Origin of the sequence: Rhizobium sp. P38BS-XIX (genome assembly GCF_012641435.1) — a bacterium.
GTDB lineage: Bacteria > Pseudomonadota > Alphaproteobacteria > Rhizobiales > Rhizobiaceae > Rhizobium.
Genome location: NZ_JABAIJ010000007.1, coordinates 383,364 through 404,381 on the forward strand (window position 1 = coordinate 383,364; position 21,018 = coordinate 404,381).

A 21,018-nucleotide genomic window follows, 5' to 3' on the forward strand; every position below is an offset into this window, starting at 1 on the left:
CTATCATGCAATCAATGCCAGCGCACGAACCGGAGAACCGGTGCCCTTGACGAACTTCAGCGGCGCGGCGATCAGCACGGCACCCTTGGCCGGAAGCTGATCGAGGTTCGAGAGGCTTGCGAGGCCATAGCGGTTGGCCTTGTGCATGAGGTTGTGTGCCGGGAAAGGCGGGTTCATGCCGCCGGCCGAACCGGCATCCGTGCCGACCGTTTCCGAGCCCCAGCCGATAATGCCCTTGCTCAGCAGATACTCGATCGCTTCGGCCGTCGGGCCGGGAGAATGCGGGCCGTTTTCATCGGCATTCAGGAACGTATCGGTCGAGCCGTTGCGCTTGTACCAGTCGGTGCGCAGCAGCACCCAGCTGCCGGCTTCGATCGCGCCGTTCTGAGCTTCCCATTCCTTGATGCTGTCGACCGTCAGCAGATAGTCCGGATCGGCGGCAGCTTCCTTGGAGCGGTCGATAACATTGACCGGGGCGACGAAATTCTGCGGCGGGATGGTGTCGGTGGTGTTGTTCGGGTTGTCCTTGCCGGTGATCCAGTGGCAGGGAGCGTCGAAGTGCGTGCCGGTGTGCTCGCCAAGTTCCAGCCAGTTCCAGGCCCAGAAGGGACCATCCTGATTATATTCGGAAATCGTGTGAACCGCGACCTTGGGCGTGTTCTTGCCGAACTGCGGCGGCAGGTAGAGCACCGGCGTGTCCGGGCCGAGCGGGGCAGTGAGATCCACGACCTTGACGGAGCCCGAAAGAAGGGCAGAGGCGAGGCTGGCGAGTGCATTGGCGGTCATTTTTGAGTTCCCCTTGTTATTGCGCAATCCCACACGAAGAGCCGCCAGGCGGGGCTTCCGAACAGGATCATGCTTGAAGTCGACATCGCCATGCGCGGGGCGCCTTTCCTCCTGGCACCGGGTCCGCGCGGCGGCGGAATGAAGGGAGCCTATGTCACAATATATGATATTGCAAGCATTCCGAGGCGCTTTGGAGGGCCAAAATTGGCGCACGTTTCCGAGTTTGCGGAGTGATGTCAAGTCTCTGATTATAAATGTAAAATCTAAAAATCCTTCCCATGTATTCTATTTTTGGTTGCGTTATTTCTGAATCATTCGCCTCAATAGATACTTGAAGCTCAAAGCTCAAAATGTATGCATATGACAATAATCATAAATAGACGAAGAGGGGCAAACGATGAGCTATGATGCGATCATAGTGGGGGCAGGCCATAATGGTCTGGCAGCGGCAGTGCACCTGGCCGCCAAGGGCTGGAAAGTTGCCGTCATCGAGGGTAACTCCGAGCCCGGCGGCGCGGTCAAGACACGCGAGGTGACGCTGCCGGGTTTTAGGCACGATCTTTGCGCCATGAACCTCTCCATGTTCGCCGGGTCCGCCTTCTTCGCGCAATACAAGAACGAGCTTTCGGCCGAAGGGCTGGGCTTCGTGCCTGCTGCAGATTGCTTCGCCAGCGTCTTTCGCGACAACACCTATCTTGGCGTCAGCACCGATCTTGAAAAGACAGCGGGCGCCATCGCGGATATCTCGCCGCAGGATGCCTTCGCCTGGCGCAGCCTGCTTTCGCAGTTCGGCGCGGATGCCCCGCATATTTTCGGTCTGCTCGGCTCGCCCATGCCATCCCTGGCCGCGGCCAGGGTTGTCTGGAAAGCCTGGCGCGAGAAGGGGATGGGCTGGGTCTACGATACCGCGCGCATGCTGTTTGCCTCGCCACGCGATTTCCTCGATGCCCGCTTCCAGAACGCCAAGCTGAAGACGATGATGGCGGCTTGGGGTCTGCACCTGGATTTTGCTCCCGATGTCGCGGGCGGCGCTCTGTTTCCTTACCTCGAATCCATGGCCAATCAGGCCTTCGGCATGGTGATCGGCAAGGGCGGGGCCGATACGATCATCAAGGCGATGGCGGCCGTGCTGAAGAACAAGGGCGGCGAGTTGATGCTGGGCACGCGCGTCGACAAGATCGTCACGTCGGGCGGCAAGGCAACGGGTGTCGTTTTGGCCGATGGGCGGCGTTATGAAGCGACGCGCGCAGTGATCGCTAATGTCCATCCGCAAATTCTGTTCGGCAAGCTTCTCGACCAGGATCCGGCGCGCGAGGAGTTCGACGGCAAGGTCAAGCGTTTTCGGGCCGGCCCCGGCACGATGATGATCCATCTGGCGTTGTCGGGTCTTCCCGACTGGGCCGCGGGCAAGGCGCTACAAAATTTTGCCTATGTGCACATCGCGCCCGATCTTGAAATGATGTCACGCGTCTATGCCGAGGCGATGGGCGGGCTGCTGCCTGCGGAACCCGCGCTCGTGGTCGGGCAGCCGACGGCGATCGATCCGTCGCGTGCTCCGGATGGACAGCATGTGCTCTGGATTCAGGTGCGCGTGCTGCCTGCAGAATTCCGTGGAGATGCCGCGGGTGAGATTTCCGGCACAGGCTGGGATGAGATCAAGGATGCCTATGCCGAGCGCGTCCTCGATATCGTCGAGCGCTATGCGCCAGGCTTGCGTGGCAAGATACTCGGCCGCTCGGTCTTTTCGCCCGTTGATCTCGAAAGCGAGAACCCGAATCTTGTCGGCGGCGACAATCTTTCCGGCAGCCATCATCTCGACCAGAACTTCCTGTTCCGTCCTATTGCCGGCTACTCGCGGTATAAAACGCCGGTTGCTTCGCTCTACATGTGCGGGGCTTCGACATGGCCGGGAGCAGGAACGGGGGCGGGTTCCGGCTTCATGTTGGGGAAAATGCTGGCCAAGTAAGCCCGACCCGACTTGACGGCCAAACCTTTGACATTTCAAATATCGCTCCCTAGATCGCTTCAATCAGTGATGCGGAATGATAGACCGAGGCGCCGTCATGACAGAGTCCGAGAGTGCAACCGTTGACCTGGAGATCATCGTTCAGGGCGCGCAGGAAGGCAAAAAGCTGGAGTTGCGGCTCTGGCTGCGGATGCTGTCGACCACCAAGCTGATCTCGCAGGAAATCCGCCGGCGGCTGCGTAACGAGTTCGGCGCGACGTTGCCGCAATTCGATCTGATGGCCCAGCTTTATCGTGAACGCGAGGGGCTGCGGCTCGGCGAGCTGTCGAAGCGAACCATGGTCACGAACGGCAACGTCACCGGGCTTGTCGAGCGGCTGGAAACGGATGGTCTTGTGCTGCGCGTCACGCCGGACGGCGACCGGCGCGTGACGGTAGCGAAGCTGACGGCGAAGGGTGAAACCCTGTTCAGCGCCATGGCTACGGCCCATGAAGGCTGGTTGCGTGATATGATGGCGGATGTCGATCCGGAGATCGTCAACGAGCTTTGGCGGGATATCGGCTTGGTGAAGTCCTCCGTCAGCAATCATCTCTCTGGCGCCGACTTCGATTGATATCGGCGCCGGGTGGCGCTTCACCAAATCTTCATAGCGACAGGCGCTTTGAGTGCTTCTGGAGCCGCTTTATCTTGCGCGCTCGTTCTTGAATTTCTTCTCGAGCACGCTGACAAGACGGACCATCGGCCAGAGCAGGATGATGTAGATCAGCGCGGCCATGATCAGCGGCGAGGGGTTGGCATAGAAACCCTGAGCATTCTGACCCTCTTTCAACAGCTCAGGCAGCGCCACGGTCGAGGCCAGCGACGTATCCTTGAACATCGAGACGCAATTGCTCGTTGTCGGCGGGATGACGATGCGCACCGCCTGTGGCAGCACGACCTTATAGAGCGTGATCAGGAAGGGAATACCGAGGGCTGCGGCTGCCTCGAACTGGCCGCGCGGCACGCTTTCGATGCCCGAGCGGAAGACTTCGGCCGAATAGGCGGCCAGGACGATCGAGAAACCGAGGATCGCCGACCACCATGCCGAAAAGCTGATGCCGACGAAGGGCAGAGCGTAATAGATCAGGATCAGCACGACCAGCATCGGCATGGCGCGCATGATGTCGATATAGGCGATCATCAAAAGCTGCAGCGGCTTGGGGGCATAAAGGCGGATGAGGCTGATGACGAGACCGCCAGTCACGCCGATCAGGATGCTGACGACGCCCAGCGCGATGGTCATCCAAAGCCCGCGCAGCAGCTGCGGGAAAGCCGAGATCATGACGTCGGAATTGAGGAAGGTATCGACGAAAGACATTGGCACTCCCGTGTGCAAGACGAAGATAGAATTTCCTTACATTTACGCCGGCCGAAATGGCCGGCGTAAAGTCATATCAAGAATGATCTTTTGATCACGCCTTGGGGATCGGCATTTCGGTGACGGTGGAGGAACCCTCGGGCGCCTTGCCGCCGAACCACTTCTCGTGGATCTTTTCGAGCGTACCGTCCTTCTTCATCGCGGTGATGGCGTCGTTGATCTTGGCGACGAGCGGTGAATCCTTGGTCATCATCAGGCCGTACTGCTCGCCGGTCTTGATGCGATCCTTGATGGCGAAGCCCTTCGTCTTGACGAAGAGATACTGCATGCCAGGGATATCGCTGACGACCGCATCGATGCGGCCGGCGCCGAGATCGAGGAACATGTCCTGCTGCGAGTTGTAGCCCTTGACGTCGGCAAAGCCCTGAGCGGCCTTGTTGTCGTTGACCCACTTTTCACCAGTCGAGCCCGAGAGAACGCCGACGACGGAGCCCTTGAGGTCGGCAAGCGATTTGATCGAGCTGCCTTCCTTGGTGGCGACGCCCATGTCGGAGTCGTAGTATGGCTGTGTGAACGACTGCGACTTCAGACGCTCGGGCGTGATCGTGATGGACGAGATCGCCACGTCGATACGCTTCGAGCTGGTGGCGGCGAACAGGGCCTGGAAGCCATAATCGGCGATGTTGGTGGTCATGCCGGCGCGCTTGGCAGCTTCGTTGACGACATCGACCTCGAAGCCCTCGAAGCCGCCGTTGGCGGTCTTGTATTCGAAGGGCGGGTTGTTCGGATAGGAGCCGACATTTAAGACATCGGCGGCATAGGCGAAGTGGCTTCCGCCGGCCAGGCCGACGGCGGTCGCAAGGACCAGCAGACTACGACGAGTAATAGGCATTTTCTTAGTCTCCCTCTGGTTATGGCTACGGACTTTCCTCTGCCCGCAGTAGTCTCGTACGCCCGGCCGGGCGGCCGTATCATGTCATCGCATTGACCATGCGGTCGAGTGCGATACGCATCTGCTCGGTTTCGCGGAAGGTGCACATGCGCAAAAATGCTCGGGATGAATCGCCGAAATGATATCCCGGTGCCAGGCCGACGCGGGCTGCTTCGAGGATGCGCTCGCAGAGCGCCGTCGCATCCGGTTCGCCTTGCAGCGAGAAGAAGGCATACATGCCGCCTCGCGGTTTTTCCGGCAGGATCATGCCCGGTATCTTCGGAAGCTTTTCATAGGCCAGATCGAGGCCCGCCTTGATGCGTCCACGGATTTCTGAAACCAGCGGCTCGCCTTCACGCAGGGCGGCAGCCGCGCCGGCCTGGACCATGGCCGAGGTGCCGCTGTTGATGTACTGCGTCATGGCGCCGAGCTGGTCGGCGATGGCAGAAGGGTGCGTCAGCCAGCCGACGCGCCAACCGGTCATCGCCCAGGCTTTCGAGAAGCTGTTGATCGCGATCACGCGATCGCCGTCCTCGGCGATCTGAAGGATCGATGGCGCGATCTCTCCGTCGAAATAGAGGCGGGCATAGACCTCGTCGGAGATGATCCAGATGCCGGTGCGGCGGCTGAAATCCAGCAGCGCCTGCATCTCCTCGCGAGAGGCTGTCCAGCCCGTCGGATTGGCTGGTGTCGACAGGAAGATGGCGCGTGTGCGGGCATCGCAGCGAGCGAAAAGCTTGTTGAGATCGAGGCGCCAGTCGGTATCGAAATCGAGCGACACGGCGCGCGGTTCGCCGCCGATCAGGTGGATGGCATTATGAATGTTCGGCCACTGCGGTGCGACGTAGACGACATTGGTGCCGACATCGACGAGCAGCTCGAGTGCCATATAGAGCGCCTGCATGCCGCCGGGCGCGACCGTTGTGCGCTCAATAGGGATGGGGCGTTGATGCCAGTGCGTCTGATAGTCCGACAGTGCTTCGTTCAGGGTTGCCAGGCCCCGCATATTCGGAACGTAGAAAGTGGCGCCGTCATCGAGCGTCTTCTTCGCGGCATCGCGAATGAAATCTGGCGTCACGACATCGCCTTCGCCGAACCAGAGTGGAATGACGCCGCCCAGCTCGCGGGCGCGCTTGGCGAGCACTGCGATGTTGTCGGTGCGCATATCGCGGATTTGAGCGCGAATGCCTTCGAGGGCATCGCGGCCCGATATCGCGTTCGGCAAATTATGTTGCGGCAGAAGAGACAAGGAATTTCCCCTGGGAATCCGGTGTCGAAGGGTTAAAGCGATCGCAGAAGACTGCGGCCGGATTGCCCTTCATTTTCGAATGGTTATCCAAAAACGGAAGCATTTCAAGGACAAATTTTAAGCTTAAAAAGTCTACCTCCGTGCTCAATTTCACGCCACTCTTCAAAGTGGTAAGCTCTTGATCGAAATCAGCTTTATTCCGTCTTCGCGGCATGCTTGCCTTGTTTTGCGGCATCGACGCCGACAGCGAGGCCGGCACCCAGAAACATCGTATCGCTTGCAAGGACGAAGAAGCTTATGCCGGCTTGCGACCACACGCCGACATCGTCTGCCGAAGGGCGGAAAATGCCGACGGCGCGTCTGGCGGATAACGCCGTTGTCGTGATTGATCTGATCGCCGCATCGAGCCTGTCCTTGCCCGTCGGCCCCATCGCATCGATCGAGACCGACAGGTCGCCGGGGCCGATGAAGATCAGGTCGACGCCGTCGACGGCCGCGATCTCGGCGATGTTGGCAAGCCCTTCAGCCGTTTCGACCTGGATGGCAAGCAGTAGCTCTGCATTGGCCTTGGCCAGATAGTCCGGAATTCGGTAGCCATAGGCAGCCGCGCGACCCGGACCGACGCCGCGTGCGCCGAGCGGAGGATAGCGGGTCGCCTTCACGGCCGCACGGGCTTGTTCCGCTGTCGAAACACGGGGCACGAGAACACCCGCCGCACCTGCATCGAGAGCGGCTGCGATATCTTCCGCCGCATGTCCGGGTACGCGGACCATGGCTGGAACCCGATGGACGTCAGCGGCCCGGATCAGATCCTCGATGCGGTCGCGGCTGATCTGCGAGTGCTCCCAGTCGATGCAAAGGAAATCGACGCCGGAGGCGGCCGTAACCTCGATGGCGACAGGATGCGGAATAGCCGCAAACGTACCGACGAGCAGCTTCTGCTCGATACAGTGTCGGCGGAAATAGCTCATCGTCACCCTCCCATTCCAGCGGTCCTCTCAACGAGGGATAGACCGAAAAGATACAACTTCGAAGTAGCAATCTGCCCTGAGTTCAGTGCAGTTTTCCGTGCCGTCAAGCCGCGGCACGGAGGTATTTGCGGTGGCGGAGTTGTTCGGGCGCCGCCACCGCTCACAGGCACGGCTTACTTGCGCCGCGCCATGATCTCGGTCAGGACCGCGTCGAACCGGGCGATCTCCTCGACCTTGTTATAATGCACCAGCGACACGCGGATGGCACCCGTTTCCATGGAGAGGCCCAGACGTTTCATCAGACGCGGCGCGAACATATGACCATCGCGAAGGCCGATGCGCTGCTTGCCCATCTCGTCGGCAAACTCCTGCGGCGTGATGCCCGGCATGTTGAAGCAGATTGTCGGAACGCGCTGCTCCAGACGCGCCTCGTCGGAGACGCCGTAGATGACCGCGCCATGGCGCTTCAACACAGCGATCATCTCGCGCGACAGCATCAGTTCGTATTGGCGGATCGCGCCCATGGCGGCGGCGAGCGCTTCGCGGCGGCTATGTTCGCCTGCGGACAGGAACCGGCGACCGAGCCCTTCGAGATACTTCACCGCGGCGTTCATGCCGGCGACGTTTTCATAGGTGAAGGTGCCGACTTCGATCTTGTAGGGCGGGACGTCCGGAATGAAATCCTCCTTGAATGTAGGAAGCTTGACCAGCGCGTCGTAGCGGCCCCAGAGGAAGCCCATATGCGGCGAGAAATTCTTGTAACCGGAGCAGACGAGATAGTCGCAGCCCCAGGCCTGTACGTCGATCAGGCCGTGCGGGCCGTAATGAACGCAATCCAGGAAGGTTTCGGCGCCGGCGGCGGCCGCGAGTTTGCAGACAGCCGCGACATCGACGATCGTGCCGATCGAATGCGCCGTGACCGTGCAGGCGACAAGCCGGGTCTTGTCGTTGAGCAGCGGCTTCAGATCTTCAACATGAAGCGTACCGTCCTCGCGCATGCGCCACCATACGATCTTGGCGCCATCGCCTTCGAGCGCCATCCATGTCGCGATGTTGGCGTCGTGATCCATGTCGGTGACGACGATTTCATTGCGTTCGCCAAGCAGCTTGGCGATTCCGAGGCTTACGAGGCGGATAAACGAAGTGGCGTTCTGGCCGAAGGAGATTTCTTCCGGGCGATAGGCGTTGACCAGCATGGCAACGCTTTCACGTGCTTCGTCCAGATTGCGGTCGACGCCCTGGCTGTGCTGATATTTCGCCATGCGCTGCACGTTGAAATCGATGAGGTGGTTGGCAACCGCATCCACCACCGCCTGCGGCACCTGCGCGCCGCCCGCATTGTCGAGAAAGATGAAATCGCCAGCCTTCTGAATGGCCGGAAACATGGCGCGGACCTCGTCAACAGGAAAGCTGTTGTGGCCGGCAAATTGCGATGCGGAAGCGGCGGAACTCATGTGGGATCTCGCTCTGGATGTTGGGATTGAAATCGTATTTTGATCATTTGATCACAAAATACTTTAAGGTTCAACCAAATTTCTCCGCCTCTTTTGCATCCTAGCGACGGCCGGCGCCGGAGCCCTTGCGCGGCTCGGTCTGCGTGGCCGGGCAATAGTCCTGGAGGATTTCGTGCGTGCGTCTGATATCGGCGACGACGCCGTCGCGGGCGCCGACAAAGTCTCCGGCCTTCAAGGCCTTGACGATGGAGACGTGTTCGCCGGCAGGATCGAGATCGCCGCTGCGCATCAGCGGCTCGACCGAAGCGGAGAGCATGCGCATGTAGGGTCCAAAACGCAGCCAGAGTGTTTCGATGAGCTGCAGCAGCACTTCGGAGCCGGAGGCGCGATAGATGGTGAAATGGAACTGCTGGTTCTTGGCCATCAGGTCGTAAACATTGGCGCCGAGGCCGATCACGTGTTGCTCGCCAGCGATGCGCTCAAGCGTTGCGATGTCGGTCGGTGTGAGGTTGGGCATGCCAAGTTCTGCCGCGAGACCTTCGACGGCAATGCGGGCACGGCAGAGATCGTCCAGCCGCCCGAGGGTGACGATTGGAATACGGGCCGAGCCATTGGCGGCGACCTCCAGCGCGTTCTCAGCCGCGAGGCGGCGCAAGGCCTCGCGCACCGGCATGTTGCTGGTTCCGAAGGTCTCGGCAAGCGAGGCGATGGTCAGCGTCTGGCCGGGATCGAAATTGCCGGCCATGAGCGCATTCCTGAGCTGCTGATAGACGCTCTCCTGGATCGTCGTTCTGGAGGACACCGGTTCCAGGGCTATACGCACGCTCGCTTCCTCTCCGCTGATGGGGACTCGTCCATGGTAGAACGAAGGCGAGGCGAAAGGGAAGGGGGGCTTCGGAAGCGATAGTCAGGCCTCCTCAGGCTCCCATACCACATCCTCGACCAGCGAAGTCTGCTGTTCGCCCTTTGCTGATGTCTTGCTCAGGCCGAGTCCCACGCCAATCAAAGCAAGCGCGCCGCCGATTGCATGGTAGGCATGCAGCTGTTCGCCAAGAAGGGCCCAGGCGAGCGCCGCCACGATGATCGGCAGAAGATTGATCAGCAGCGATGTACGGCTCGCACCGAGTTTGTGAATGCCGACCATCCAGCAGAGCGGCGCGACAAGGGAGGTCGGGATTGCGGCGTAGAGGATCAGCGGCAGATTTGTCGTGGTGATCGGCGAGATATCGCCCATCAGGAAAACCGGGATCAACAACAAGGTCGAAAAGCCGATCTGCCAGAAAAGCTGCTGCCACATCGAAAGCGGCATTGCCCAGCGTTTCAGCATCACGCCATAAAGCGCGTTCGAGAGGACCGCGACGATCATAAGTCCGTCGCCGATGTGGAAGCCGCCATTCACCAGCCGCATCGGGTCGCCCTGAGATGTCAGATAGATGAGGCCGATCAGCGAGATCGCGCCGCCCGCCAGATTGGCAAATCTCAGCTTTTCTCCGGTCAAAAGACTTGCGAAAAAAGTCGACAGCAGCGGCATCAGGGCGAGCATCACACCCATATTGACCGCCGAGGTGGTTTTGGCCGCTTCATAGGCCAGGCTTTGGTAGATCACCATGCCCAGCGCGCCGAGCGTGGCGAGCTTCAGCCAATGCTCGCGCACTTGGGACCGATTGCGCCAGGCCGCACGGCCGACGAATGGCAGCAGCACGACGAAGGCAATCAGCCAGCGATAAAAGGAGATGGAGCCCGGAGAGATCAATCCGGCCGACGCCTTGGTAACGATGGTGTTGCCGGACCAGATCACCACCGTCATCAGCGGGGCGAGGCCGGCCGCACTGACGATGGATGCGGACGCGTTCGGCTGGGTGCTCATGGAAATGATCTTTCGTCGTCTTCTGCTTGGGGGCGAAAAGGACAGCGAATATGATGCGCCATCCCGAAACTCTTTTATCGCTTGTCCGAATTCTGTTATATAACGATATTAAGACAACTGTAGCGAAATGAGGACATGTCAGTCAGGCCTCCACGCATTCAGGGCGATCCGCCGAACCCCGTTTCCTTCCGTACGGAGAACTACGGAGCGGGAACGGTGTTCCCGGAAACGCGCCAGCCTTGGGGCGAACTCAACTACGCGCTCATCGGCGTGTTGGAGTTCGATGTTCAGGGCGTGCGGTATTTGTCGCCGCCGCAATATGCCATCTGGCTGCCGCCGGATACGCTGCACAGCGCTCATAACAAGCAGGATCTGCGCTACGTCACGGTCTATGTGCAGCGGGCACTCTGTGCCGACCTGCCTGACACGCTTTCGACGCTCAGCATCAGTCCGCTGTTGAAGGCGATCCTGGCGGACTTTGCAGCCCGTGATGTGACGGTGCCGAAGACGACCGAAGATTTGCGGTTGGCAGAGGTCATGGTCGACCAGATTCGCCTGGCGCCGCGCTGCGAGAGCTATCTACCGATCTCCGACGATCCTCTGCTGCGGCCCGTGCTGAGCGCTCTTCAATCCGATCCGGGTGACCGGCATTCCCTGGCGGAATGGGCGCGCAGGGTCGGCACGACAGAACGCACATTGTCGCGGCGATGCCAGGACGATCTCGGTATTTCCTTCAACGATTGGCGGCAGCGGCTGAAACTCGTTGCGGCGCTGTCGATGATCGAAGCGGGTGAGCCCGTGCACCGGATCGCCTCGGAATTGGGCTATAGCAACGCTTCCGCCTTCATCGCCATGTTCCGTCGCCTCACGGGCACCAGCCCGACGCAATTGCGCTAGAGCTTATGCTTCGATCAGCACGATCTCCAGTTTGCGCAGCTGGTGCGGATCTGCCATCGCATGGATGTTCGTGACCAGGCCGTCTTCGTTGACGGTGAAATGAAGCGCGATACGCAACTTGCCGCCCACGACCACGATGGCACCGACCGCGCCATTGATGACGGCAAGCCGTGCTGCCTGTGCACGGCCATTGAAGGTTTTGGCGACGTCGGACCGTCCGCGGATTTCGCTGACCGATCCCATGCGTGCCGCAACGGCGTCCGGGCTGAAAACGGCCTGCGGGTCGAGGACGGCCAGTAGCGCATGCATGTCGCCATGGCGGGAGGCCGCGAAAAAGGCATCGACGACATGCCGTTGGCGGGAGAGATCAGCCTCCATTGCAGAAGGCCGGTCCTGCACGCGGCGACGCGCACGGCTGGCAAGCTGGCGGGTCGCAACCGTCGTTCGGTCGAGGATCGGCGCAATGTCGTCGAAGGCCATGTCGAACATGTCGTGCAGAACGAAGGCGAGCCGCTCGGCCGGATTGAGTTGCTCCAGAACCACCAACAATGCGAGGCCGACGGAATCGGCGAGCAGCGCGTCCTGTTCGGGGTCGGTGCCGTTTCCGGCCTCATGCGTCACCGCCGGTTCGGGAATGAGCATCGTCAACGGCTCCTCGCGGCGCGATTTGCGGCTGCGCAGCAGGTCGAGACAGATCCGCGCCGTTACCGTCGTCAGCCAGCCGCTGAGATTATCGACATCAGACGTGTCGCTTCTGACCAGGCGCAGCCAAGCCTCCTGAACCGCATCCTCGGCCTCCGTACGTGAGCCGAGCATGCGGTAAGCGACGGCACGCAGATGCGGCCGGTTCGCCTCGAATTTCTCGGCCTGCCATTTTTTTTCGTCCATCGGTCACATTCCCTCATCGTGTTTCGTCAGATGCATGACGAACGAAATCCAGCCGGCGTGACAGCCGATCGGCAGGAAAATGCATCGTCGGATCATGCGCCGCAATGGCGCTCTCACACGGAAAGGAAATGACTATGCAAGCTCGTATGAAAAACCCGGCCCTCGTTCTGCCCGAAACGCTGCAGGCGCTGATGGCGGTCAGCAATTCGATCAAGGACAGGGGCCTGCCCGAAAATATTATGGACCTTGTGCATTTGCGTGTCAGCCAGATCAATGGCTGCAGCGTCTGCACCGACATGGGCTTTCGCAAACTGCAGCAGGCGGGAGAGGCGATGGAGCGCATCGTCGGCGTCTCGGCATGGCGCGAAATGCCTTACTTCTCGGATGCCGAGCGCGCGGCTCTCGCACTCGGGGAAGCCGTTACCCGGCTGGCCGATCGGCCGGACGCCGTCAGCGACGAGATCTGGAACGAGGCCGCAAAATATTATGACGAGAAGGCACTGTCTGCACTAATCGTTGCAATCGCGATCGACAATGTCTGGAACCGGTTGAACGCTACGGTGCGTCAGCCGGCCGGCGCTTCCTGGAACTGAGCGGTAGCGGGCGAACCGTCCTTCTCCCTTCCTTGTGGGGAGAAGGACGCGTAGCCGATCAGGCTTCGCCGATCCGCGAATTCACCAGTAGTTTAGCCAGCCAATCGACGAAGACGCGCACCTTGTTGCTCAGGTGGCGATTGGGCGGGTAGACGATGTGCATGGGGAGTGCGGGTCTGGTCCAGCCCGTGAAAACCGGCACCAGATCGCCGCTCGCAAAGGCCTCCCGCGTCATGAAGCTCGGAACCTGCGCGATACCCAGCCCGGTTAATGCGGCCTGGATATAGCTGCGGCTGTCGTTGACAGAAAGCACGTAGCGCGGGGTGATTTCCAGCGACTCGTTGCCGCGTTCGAAAAGGAAAGGAATCGTACGGCCGGTTTGCGCGCGAAAATAGCTGACGGCGTAATGGCTGGTTTCCAGATCCTCGGGGCGCTCGGGCATTCCGTGCTTTTCGAGATAGATGGGGGCCGCACAGGTCACGAGGTGGATCTCGCCGACGCGGCGCGCGATCAGCGACTGGTCGCTCGGCATGCCGGCACGCAGGGCGCAGTCGACATTCTCGGCGAGATAGTCCACCAGGCGGTCGCCGACGCCAAGGTCGATGTGGATATCGGGATAGCGCTGGTGAAAGTCGCAGAGCGCGGGCATGACGATCTTTTCGGCGAAGGCGCCGGCCATTTCGACACGCAGACGGCCGCTCGGCAGGCTCTGCGAGTTGCTGATGCTGCCATCGAGCTCCTCGATTTCCGAAAGGATCTGAATGGCGCGCTCATAATAAAGAGCGCCGTCCGTCGTCACCATGACGCGCCGGGTCGTTCTGTTCAGAAGCTTGGCATGTAGATGAGCTTCCAGCGACTGGATGAGCGTCGTCACCGTCGCCTTCGGCATGGAAAGGGCAGCAGCGGCGCGAGTGAAATTCCCCGTCTCCACCACACGCGCGAATGCCCGCATTGCTGAAAGTTGGTCCATTCCATGATGTCCCTCGACCTCGAAAAAAGAGGGTCGATTGTTTGTAATCGTGAATAGTCTGATCGAATATAGGCTACTTATTCTCAGAGCGGAATAACAATATGTTGTTTCCATGATTGTTGCAATGCGGGATGGGGCGCTGACCCGCATAATCGAGAATATGGTTGCAAAGCGTGTTAAACGCGTTCTGGATCAGCTCATATTCGCTCGAACATACAAGGATTAAGGTCGATGAGTGCGCCGTGGAAAGATGTTGTGCTGGAAAACGTGCCCACGGGGCCGGTGGCAGCTCGGATCTACAACGGCGAAGGATTGAAGAAGGCGGCACCCCTCGTGCTTTATCTGCATGGAGGCGCCTTTCTCGATACGTGTCATGCGACCGAAAGACCGGTGGCTGCAAGCCTCGCTGAGGCCGGCGCCATCGTGGTTGCGGCGGATTATACAAGCTGCAATCAGAATGCTTTTCCGAAGGTGCTGGAATGCGCCTACGGGCTTCTTGCCTACCTGAGCAACAAGCGGAACATGCTTGCGCTGGGGGGAGCAAAAAAATCGCTGTTGTTTGTCGCCGGAGAGGAATCGGGTGGCAATGTCGCAGCGGGTGTCGCTTTAAAGGCGCGCGATCAAATACCCGGTTCGTTGGACGGACAGGTGTTGATATCGCCTTTGCTCGATCCCTTCATGGGATCAAAATCTTTCCTCCAGGCGGAGGAAAGCGGCATGCGCGAGCGCTGGACGGAGGGTTGGAACCGATACCTGGGTTTCCTGGGCGGTGTCTGTCACCCCTATGCAGCGCCTCGATACTGTTCGCGGCTTTCGGGCCTCGCGCCGGCATTGGTGCTCACGGCCGAGGACGACCCGCTCCGCGACGAGAGCATGGAATACGGCAGTCGGCTGAAAGCGGCCGGCGTCCGTGTTCGCCAGCAAGTCCTTCCCGCCGGGACAGGCTGGCCCACTCTGTACGGCGGGCAGTCTAAGGACAAGGCCTCGTGGCAACAGGATGTCTGTTGCTGCTTCAAGGGTTTCGTCGAAGACGTGCAGGCTTGATCGACCAGGGTATTCCGTTCGCGAGGGATAAGCGCGGATAGGGTGACGGGTCGAAGGCACGAGACCGGAGCGGTTGTCACGCAGATGCGCGACGCTTCGGCCCCCTGTTTTATTGAGACGATAGGAATTTGCGGTCCCGTATCCCAAGACGGGGCCAAAGGAGAGACCAACATGAAGTCCAACGGTAAGCGCTGGGCCCTATGGGGCGCCGGCATGGGTGTTGCTGCGACTGTTGCAGGCGCAGCGTTCTATCTGGACCTGCCGCGCGGCGCTCAGGCGACCGAGGCCGCCACCAAGGCCGCGCCGCCGGCCATCCCGGTTACGGTCGCTGCCGTCGAGCCGCGTGACGTGACGTCCTGGCAGGAGTTTTCGGGCCGGCTCGAGGCGATCGACCGTGTCGAGATCAGGCCTCGCGTCGCCGGAGCCATCGAGTCCGTGCATTTCCGCGAAGGCGCGCTCGTCAAGCAGGGCGACCTACTGGTCACGATCGATCCCGCACCCTATGAGGCGGCCGTCGCCCAGGCGCAGGCACAGGTCGGAGCGGCAAAGGCCAAGCTCGATCTCGCCAAGGTCGAAGTCGACCGCGGCCAGAAGCTCTCTGACAACAAGACCATCTCGCAGAGCGATATGGATACGCGCGCCAGCAATTATGCCGAGGCCGTTGCCAATCTGAAGGCCGCCGATGCTGCCCTGCAGACGGCGCAGCTCAATCTCGACTATACGCAGGTTCGCGCTCCGATCGCCGGCCGTGTCGGCAAGATCGCCGTCACCGTCGGCAATCTCGTGGCAGCCGGTTCTTCCTCGCCGGCGCTGACCACGCTCGTATCGGTCGATCCGATCTATGCAAGCTTCAGCGCGAATGAGCAGACGGTCACGAAGGCTCTTGCCGAACTGCCGGCCACCAACGGCGCTGTCCCGCCTCTCGAGCAGATCCCGGTTCAGATCGGTACGGCCAGCGATGACGGCACGCCGATCAAGGGCAAGCTCCAGCTCATCGACAATGAAGTCGATGCGGCGAGCGGCACCGTCAGCGTTCGCGGCGTCTTCGACAATGTCGGCGGACGTCTCATTCCTGGTCAGTTCGTGCGGGTTCGCATGGGTCAGCCGAAGGCAGAGAGCAAGCTTGTCATCAGCGACCGCGCGGTCGGCACCGACCAGGACAAGAAGTTCGTCTTCGTGGTCGATGGCGACAACAAGGTCAATTACCGACAGGTCCAACTCGGGTCGCTGGTCGATGGCGAGCGAGTGATCGAGGACGGCCTGAAGGTGGGCGAAAAGGTCGTTGTCAACGGGCTGCAGCGCATCCGTCCCGGTGCGGTCGTCGCACCGCAGGCGGCAGACAAGGTCGCGACCGCTCAGTAAGACTTCGCCTTCTGCCGATGGGGAGAAGGCCGACAATCCGAATTCACATGATCCGCCGGCGGCTCTCAGTTCGCCGGACTGGGATTTTGCATCCGCTTTCACCCCGGAGAGGGCTTTGATATGAACATCTCCAGATTCTTTGTCGACCGCCCGGTCTTTGCCGGTGTTCTTTCGGTCCTCATCGTGGTCGCCGGCCTGATCGGCCTTAGGGCGCTGCCGATCTCCGAATATCCAGAGGTCGTGCCGCCGTCGATTGTCGTGCGCGCCACCTATCCCGGCGCCAACCCGACCGTTATAGCCGAAACGGTGGCGACCCCACTCGAAGAGCAGATCAACGGCGTCGAGGGCATGCTCTATATGTCCAGCCAGGCAACGTCCGACGGCGTTCTCAACGTGACGGTCACTTTCAAGCTCGGGACCGATCCGGACAAGGCGCAGCAGCTCGTGCAAAACCGCGTGTCGCAGGCCGAGCCGCGCCTGCCCGCGGAAGTCCGTGCCCTCGGCATCACGACCGTCAAGAGTTCGCCCAACTTCATCATGGTCGTCAACCTCGTCTCGAACGGGGCCGACCATGACATCACCTATCTGCGAAACTATGCGACCTTGAACATCAAGGATCGGCTAGCCCGCATCGACGGCGTCGGGCAGGTGCAGGTCTTCGGCGCCGGCGACTATTCCATGCGCGTCTGGATCGATCCGCAGAAGGCGGCCGAGCATAATCTTGCTGCCAGCGACATCAGTAATGCGATCAGCTCGCAGAACGTGCAGGCTGCGGCCGGCATCATCGGTGCCTCGCCCAGCCGGCCGGGCGTGGATCTGCAGCTTAACGTCAATGCACAGGGCCGCCTGCGCACGCCCGAGGAATTCGGCAACATCATCGTCAAGACGGGCGCCAATAGCGAGATCACCCGCCTTCGCGATGTCGCTCGCGTCGAACTGGGTGCGGAAGACTATACGCTGCGTTCGCTGCTTGACGGCAAGCCGGCCGTCGCCGTCGCCGTTCTCCAGGCGCCCGGTTCGAATGCGATCGAGATTGCGAACAATGTGCGCTCGACCATGAACGAGCTGCAGCAGGCCATGCCGGCGGGCGTCAAGTACGAGATCGTCTACGATACGACAAAATTCGTTCGCGCTTCGATCGAGAAGGTGATCGACACGCTGCTCGAAGCCATCGCGCTGGTCGTCCTCGTGGTCATCTTGTTCCTGCAGACATGGCGCGCCTCGATCATCCCGCTGATCGCCGTTCCGGTATCGATCATCGGCACCTTTGCGGTGATGTATGTCTTCGGCTTCTCGATCAATGCGCTCAGTCTGTTCGGCCTGGTGCTGGCGATCGGTATCGTCGTGGACGACGCGATCGTGGTCGTGGAAAACGTCGAGCGTAACATCGAGAACGGGCTCAGTCCGCGAGATGCCACTTATAAGGCCATGAAGGAGGTCTCCGGTCCGATCATCGCGATCGCGCTGGTGCTCGTCGCGGTCTTCGTGCCGCTCGCCTTCATCTCCGGCCTGTCCGGCCAGTTCTACCGCCAATTCGCGCTGACGATCGCCATTTCGACCGTCATCTCGGCCTTCAACTCGCTCACCCTGTCTCCGGCGCTCGCATCCCTGCTCCTGAAGGGCCATCATGCGCCGAAGGATCGGTTGACGCGGGTCATGGACGCAATCTTCGGCTGGTTCTTCCGCGGTTTCAACCGGGCGTTCGGAGCCGGCTCGAAATACTACGGCAAGGGCGTCGGCGGCCTACTGTCGCGCAAGAGCATCGTCATGGTGATCTATCTCGCGCTGGTGGGAGCGACCTATAGCCTGTTCACAACGATTCCAGGTGGCTTCGTACCGTCGCAGGACAAGCAGTATCTGATCGGCTTCGCACAGTTGCCGGATGCCGCAAGCCTCGACCGTACGGAAGACGTGATCAAGCGCATGACGGATATCGCGCTGAAGCAGCCGGGCGTCGCCAATGCGATTGCCTTCCCGGGCCTGTCGATTAACGGCTTCACCAATTCCTCGAACGCCGGTATCGTTTTCGTCACGCTGAAGGACTTCGACGAGCGCAAGACGCCCGACCTTTCGGGCGGGGCGATCGCCATGGCGCTGAACCAGAAGTTCAGCTCCATCCAGGACGCCTTCATCGCCATGTTCCCGCCGCCCCCAGTGAACGGTCTCGGCACGACAGGCGGCTTCAAGCTGCAGATCGAGGATCGCGCCGGCCTCGGCAACCGGGCGCTCGACCAGGCTGCCAAGGCAGTGATGGCCAAGGCCTACCAGACACCGGAACTCGCTGGGATCTTCTCGAGCTTCCAGATCAATGTGCCGCAACTCTTCGCCGATCTCGACCGCGCCAAGGCCGAGCAACTCGGGGTCTCCGTCACCGACGTCTTCCAGACGCTGCAGATCTATCTCGGTTCGTTCTATGTCAACGACTTCAACGCCTTCGGCCGCACCTACAGCGTCCGCGTACAGGCCGATGCCAAGTTCCGCGCCCAGCCGGAAGATATCGGCCAGTTGAAGGTTCGTTCGGCATCGGGCCAGATGATCCCGCTTTCAGCCTTGCTGAAGGTCGATGCCACCACCGGGCCGGAGCGTACGAACCGCTATAACGGCTTCCTTGCGGCCGACATCAATGGCGGCCCGGCACCCGGTTTCTCGTCGGGCCAGGCACAAGCAGCGATCGAGAAGATTCTGCATGAGACGTTGCCGGCCGGCATAGACTTCGAGTGGACGGACTTGACCTACCAGCAGATTCTGGCCGGCAATTCTAGCATCATCGTCTTCCCGCTGGCGCTGCTGCTGGTCTTCTTGGTGCTGGCTGCCCAATACGAAAGCCTGACCTTGCCGCTCGCCATCGTCATGATCGTGCCGATGGGTGTATTGGCGGCGCTGACCGGCGTCTGGCTCACGGGTGGAGACAACAACATCTTCACCCAGATCGGCCTGGTGGTGTTGGTGGGCTTGTCGGCGAAGAACGCGATCCTGATCGTGGAATTTGCCCGCGAGCTGGAATTCGAAGGCCGTACGCCGGTGCAGGCCGCAATCGAGGCCAGCCGCCTGCGTCTGCGCCCGATCCTGATGACCTCCATGGCCTTCATCATGGGTGTCGTGCCGCTGGTCACCTCGACCGGTGCCGGTGCCGAGATGCGCGCCGCCATGGGTGTCGCGGTGTTTGCCGGCATGATCGGCGTCACCTTCTTCGGCATCTTCATGACGCCGGTCTTCTATGTGCTGATCCGCAGCCTTACGGGCAACCGCCCGCTGAAGCAGCATCATCACAACGACAACGAACATTCGGCGGAGGTACTCCCGATCGCTGCCGAATAGGGGCCGTGCTGAGTCGTAACTCCAGTGCTCGACACGCCAAGGGCGGGACCGAAAGGTCCCGCCTTTTCTTTTATGCGATCTTAATTTTATATTATTCTAATATAAAGAGACTTCCGAAGAATTTGTCGCATGCCCGCTGATTTCCTTTGCATGCTGGCAGCATAGGTTTATCAAGCTCTTGGATGAGTTGATTGACGTACGTCGGGCATGAGGAGCCGCCCGCGGATCGGAGGTTGCGAGGGGCGGTGCCGGGCCGGCATTGTGGCCGAAGCTCCAACTTTCGATCGCTTCGGGCGTGCGGCGGTTCAGGTCGGAGGATATGGCATGAGCGACAGGAAGATTGCGTTTCTCGGAACGGGCTTGATGGGTGCGCCGATGGCGCGGCGACTGCTGGCTGCCGGTTTTGCCGTGACCGTCTGGAACCGTGATCGCAGCAAGGCGGAGCCCTTGGCGGCAGACGGCGCGATTGTCGCGGACACGGCCGTTGAGGCGGCGCGGGGTGCATCCGTGCTTTTCACCATGCTCACCAATGGCGGCGCGGTCAGCGAGGTCCTGTTTGGCAGCGGCGTCGCCGATGCCCTCGAGGCCGGTGCAGTCGTGATCGATAACAGCTCGATACCGCCGGCTGCCGCTCGCGAGCATGCGGCAAAGCTTGCCGAGCGAGGCATTCTTCATATCGATGCACCCGTTTCAGGCGGGGTGGTCGGTGCTGCGGCCGGAACGCTCGCCATTATGGCCGGCGGGGAGGCAGACGCCATCGACAGCGTTCGCGATGTCCTGGCGCCGCTCGGCCGGGTGACCCGCGTCGGTCCAAGCGGGACCGGACAGCTCGCAAAGCTCGGCAATCAGCAGATCGTCGCGGTGACGGTTGGTGCTCTGGCGGAAGCCATGCTGCTGGTCGAGGCCGGCGGCGGTGACCCCGCTGCGTTTCGAGCGGCCATTCGTGGCGGCTTTGCGGAAAGCCGAATCCTCGAACTGCACGGCCAGCGCATGATCGAGCGCAATTTCGAGCCGGGCGGTACGGCCCGCAACCAGTTGAAGGATCTCGATACGGTTCTCGCCACGGCCAAAGGCCTGTCGCTTCAGCTGCCCCTGACGGAAACCGTGAGAGCGGAATTTGCGGAATTCGTCGAAAACGGCGGCGGCGAGCGCGATCACAGCGGTTTGCTACAGCATCTGGAAGACAAGAATGCCCGAGGAAAGGCTTGAGGAAGTGATGAACGATAAGGGTGCATCCAAGCGTCGTCTGCGTTCGCAGGACTGGTTCGACAATCCGGATCATATCGATATGACGGCGTTGTATCTGGAGCGCTTCATGAACTACGGCATCACGCCGGAGGAACTGCGGTCGGGCAAGCCGATCAT

At 60.7% G+C, this 21,018-nt stretch carries 18 protein-coding genes; 8 read left to right on the forward strand and 10 right to left on the reverse strand.

What is annotated here, in order from left to right; all coding sequences use genetic code 11:
• Positions 1-3: 3 nt before the first annotated feature.
• Complete coding sequence (locus HGP17_RS23470; protein WP_168812861.1) at positions 4-786, reverse strand: cyclase family protein; 783 nt, start codon at positions 784-786, stop codon at positions 4-6.
• Between the two features lie 397 nt (positions 787-1,183).
• On the opposite strand from HGP17_RS23470, the gene HGP17_RS23475 reads away from it, so the two are divergent.
• Together HGP17_RS23475 and HGP17_RS23480 are read left to right on the forward strand one after the other, a co-directional pair.
• A complete protein-coding gene (locus HGP17_RS23475) occupies positions 1,184-2,752 on the forward strand; it encodes an NAD(P)/FAD-dependent oxidoreductase (protein WP_168812862.1) in 1,569 nt (522 codons plus the stop codon).
• 97 nt (positions 2,753-2,849) lie between these two features.
• Positions 2,850-3,365, forward strand: a complete 516-nt coding sequence (locus HGP17_RS23480; RefSeq protein ID WP_168812863.1) for a MarR family transcriptional regulator — start codon at positions 2,850-2,852, stop codon at positions 3,363-3,365.
• Positions 3,366-3,434: 69 nt separating this feature from the next.
• Here HGP17_RS23480 and HGP17_RS23485 read toward each other — a convergent pair whose 3' ends face one another.
• The 7 genes from HGP17_RS23485 to HGP17_RS23515 form a co-directional block, all read right to left on the reverse strand.
• The gene (locus HGP17_RS23485; protein WP_168812864.1) at positions 3,435-4,109 is read right to left on the reverse strand and encodes an amino acid ABC transporter permease; all 675 of its coding nucleotides are present in this window, start codon (positions 4,107-4,109) and stop codon (positions 3,435-3,437) included.
• 94 nt (positions 4,110-4,203) lie between these two features.
• Positions 4,204-5,001: an ABC transporter substrate-binding protein gene (locus HGP17_RS23490; protein ID WP_168812865.1), complete on the reverse strand. Its 798-nt coding sequence runs from the start codon at positions 4,999-5,001 to the stop codon at positions 4,204-4,206.
• Between the two features lie 79 nt (positions 5,002-5,080).
• On the reverse strand, positions 5,081-6,289 hold the full coding sequence (locus tag HGP17_RS23495; protein ID WP_168812866.1) for a pyridoxal phosphate-dependent aminotransferase: 1,209 nt from the start codon (positions 6,287-6,289) through the stop codon (positions 5,081-5,083).
• A gap of 194 nt (positions 6,290-6,483) precedes the next feature.
• A complete protein-coding gene (locus HGP17_RS23500) occupies positions 6,484-7,260 on the reverse strand; it encodes an aldolase/citrate lyase family protein (RefSeq protein WP_168812867.1) in 777 nt (258 codons plus the stop codon).
• Positions 7,261-7,433: 173 nt separating this feature from the next.
• Entirely contained in the window at positions 7,434-8,714 is a 1,281-nt protein-coding gene (locus tag HGP17_RS23505) for a cysteine desulfurase-like protein (protein ID WP_168812868.1), read from the reverse strand.
• 100 nt (positions 8,715-8,814) lie between these two features.
• Entirely contained in the window at positions 8,815-9,537 is a 723-nt protein-coding gene (locus HGP17_RS23510) for a GntR family transcriptional regulator (RefSeq protein WP_168812869.1), read from the reverse strand.
• Between the two features lie 84 nt (positions 9,538-9,621).
• Positions 9,622-10,581, reverse strand: coding sequence for a DMT family transporter (locus tag HGP17_RS23515; protein ID WP_168812870.1), 960 nt, complete (start codon positions 10,579-10,581; stop codon positions 9,622-9,624).
• A gap of 135 nt (positions 10,582-10,716) precedes the next feature.
• Between HGP17_RS23515 and HGP17_RS23520 the strand changes: the two genes are divergently transcribed.
• On the forward strand, positions 10,717-11,478 hold the full coding sequence (locus HGP17_RS23520) for a helix-turn-helix transcriptional regulator (RefSeq protein WP_168812871.1): 762 nt from the start codon (positions 10,717-10,719) through the stop codon (positions 11,476-11,478).
• A gap of 3 nt (positions 11,479-11,481) precedes the next feature.
• On the opposite strand, the gene HGP17_RS23525 is transcribed toward HGP17_RS23520, so the two are convergent.
• Complete coding sequence (locus HGP17_RS23525; RefSeq protein ID WP_168812872.1) at positions 11,482-12,366, reverse strand: sigma-70 family RNA polymerase sigma factor; 885 nt, start codon at positions 12,364-12,366, stop codon at positions 11,482-11,484.
• A gap of 134 nt (positions 12,367-12,500) precedes the next feature.
• Here HGP17_RS23525 and HGP17_RS23530 point away from each other — a divergent pair, with 134 nt between their 5' ends.
• Positions 12,501-12,959, forward strand: a complete 459-nt coding sequence (locus HGP17_RS23530) for a carboxymuconolactone decarboxylase family protein (protein ID WP_168812873.1) — start codon at positions 12,501-12,503, stop codon at positions 12,957-12,959.
• A gap of 58 nt (positions 12,960-13,017) precedes the next feature.
• Here HGP17_RS23530 and HGP17_RS23535 read toward each other — a convergent pair whose 3' ends face one another.
• A complete protein-coding gene (locus tag HGP17_RS23535; RefSeq protein WP_168812874.1) occupies positions 13,018-13,929 on the reverse strand; it encodes a LysR family transcriptional regulator in 912 nt (303 codons plus the stop codon).
• A 231-nt stretch (positions 13,930-14,160) separates the two neighbouring features.
• Between HGP17_RS23535 and HGP17_RS23540 the strand changes: the two genes are divergently transcribed.
• From HGP17_RS23540 to HGP17_RS23555, 4 genes are all read left to right on the forward strand, one after another.
• Positions 14,161-14,973, forward strand: coding sequence for an alpha/beta hydrolase (locus tag HGP17_RS23540; protein ID WP_168812875.1), 813 nt, complete (start codon positions 14,161-14,163; stop codon positions 14,971-14,973).
• Between the two features lie 171 nt (positions 14,974-15,144).
• Entirely contained in the window at positions 15,145-16,335 is a 1,191-nt protein-coding gene (locus HGP17_RS23545) for an efflux RND transporter periplasmic adaptor subunit (protein WP_168812876.1), read from the forward strand.
• Between the two features lie 120 nt (positions 16,336-16,455).
• Entirely contained in the window at positions 16,456-19,653 is a 3,198-nt protein-coding gene (locus HGP17_RS23550; protein ID WP_168812877.1) for an efflux RND transporter permease subunit, read from the forward strand.
• A gap of 324 nt (positions 19,654-19,977) precedes the next feature.
• Positions 19,978-20,862: an NAD(P)-dependent oxidoreductase gene (locus HGP17_RS23555; protein ID WP_168812878.1), complete on the forward strand. Its 885-nt coding sequence runs from the start codon at positions 19,978-19,980 to the stop codon at positions 20,860-20,862.
• Positions 20,863-21,018 lie beyond the last annotated feature (156 nt).

What these genes read in the sequence shown, in the direction of transcription:
- HGP17_RS23470 (WP_168812861.1), bottom strand. Translation starts at nt 786, where the DNA reads ATGACCGCCAATGCACTCGCCAGCCTCGCCTCTGCCCTTCTTTCGGGC.
- HGP17_RS23475 (WP_168812862.1), top strand. Translation starts at nt 1,184, where the DNA reads ATGAGCTATGATGCGATCATAGTGGGGGCAGGCCATAATGGTCTGGCA.
- HGP17_RS23480 (WP_168812863.1), top strand. Translation starts at nt 2,850, where the DNA reads ATGACAGAGTCCGAGAGTGCAACCGTTGACCTGGAGATCATCGTTCAG.
- HGP17_RS23485 (WP_168812864.1), bottom strand. Translation starts at nt 4,109, where the DNA reads ATGTCTTTCGTCGATACCTTCCTCAATTCCGACGTCATGATCTCGGCT.
- HGP17_RS23490 (WP_168812865.1), bottom strand. Translation starts at nt 5,001, where the DNA reads ATGCCTATTACTCGTCGTAGTCTGCTGGTCCTTGCGACCGCCGTCGGC.
- HGP17_RS23500 (WP_168812867.1), bottom strand. Translation starts at nt 7,260, where the DNA reads ATGAGCTATTTCCGCCGACACTGTATCGAGCAGAAGCTGCTCGTCGGT.
- HGP17_RS23505 (WP_168812868.1), bottom strand. Translation starts at nt 8,714, where the DNA reads ATGAGTTCCGCCGCTTCCGCATCGCAATTTGCCGGCCACAACAGCTTT.
- HGP17_RS23515 (WP_168812870.1), bottom strand. Translation starts at nt 10,581, where the DNA reads ATGAGCACCCAGCCGAACGCGTCCGCATCCATCGTCAGTGCGGCCGGC.
- HGP17_RS23520 (WP_168812871.1), top strand. Translation starts at nt 10,717, where the DNA reads ATGTCAGTCAGGCCTCCACGCATTCAGGGCGATCCGCCGAACCCCGTT.
- HGP17_RS23525 (WP_168812872.1), bottom strand. Translation starts at nt 12,366, where the DNA reads ATGGACGAAAAAAAATGGCAGGCCGAGAAATTCGAGGCGAACCGGCCG.
- HGP17_RS23530 (WP_168812873.1), top strand. Translation starts at nt 12,501, where the DNA reads ATGCAAGCTCGTATGAAAAACCCGGCCCTCGTTCTGCCCGAAACGCTG.
- HGP17_RS23535 (WP_168812874.1), bottom strand. Translation starts at nt 13,929, where the DNA reads ATGGACCAACTTTCAGCAATGCGGGCATTCGCGCGTGTGGTGGAGACG.
- HGP17_RS23540 (WP_168812875.1), top strand. Translation starts at nt 14,161, where the DNA reads ATGAGTGCGCCGTGGAAAGATGTTGTGCTGGAAAACGTGCCCACGGGG.
- HGP17_RS23545 (WP_168812876.1), top strand. Translation starts at nt 15,145, where the DNA reads ATGAAGTCCAACGGTAAGCGCTGGGCCCTATGGGGCGCCGGCATGGGT.
- HGP17_RS23550 (WP_168812877.1), top strand. Translation starts at nt 16,456, where the DNA reads ATGAACATCTCCAGATTCTTTGTCGACCGCCCGGTCTTTGCCGGTGTT.
- HGP17_RS23555 (WP_168812878.1), top strand. Translation starts at nt 19,978, where the DNA reads ATGAGCGACAGGAAGATTGCGTTTCTCGGAACGGGCTTGATGGGTGCG.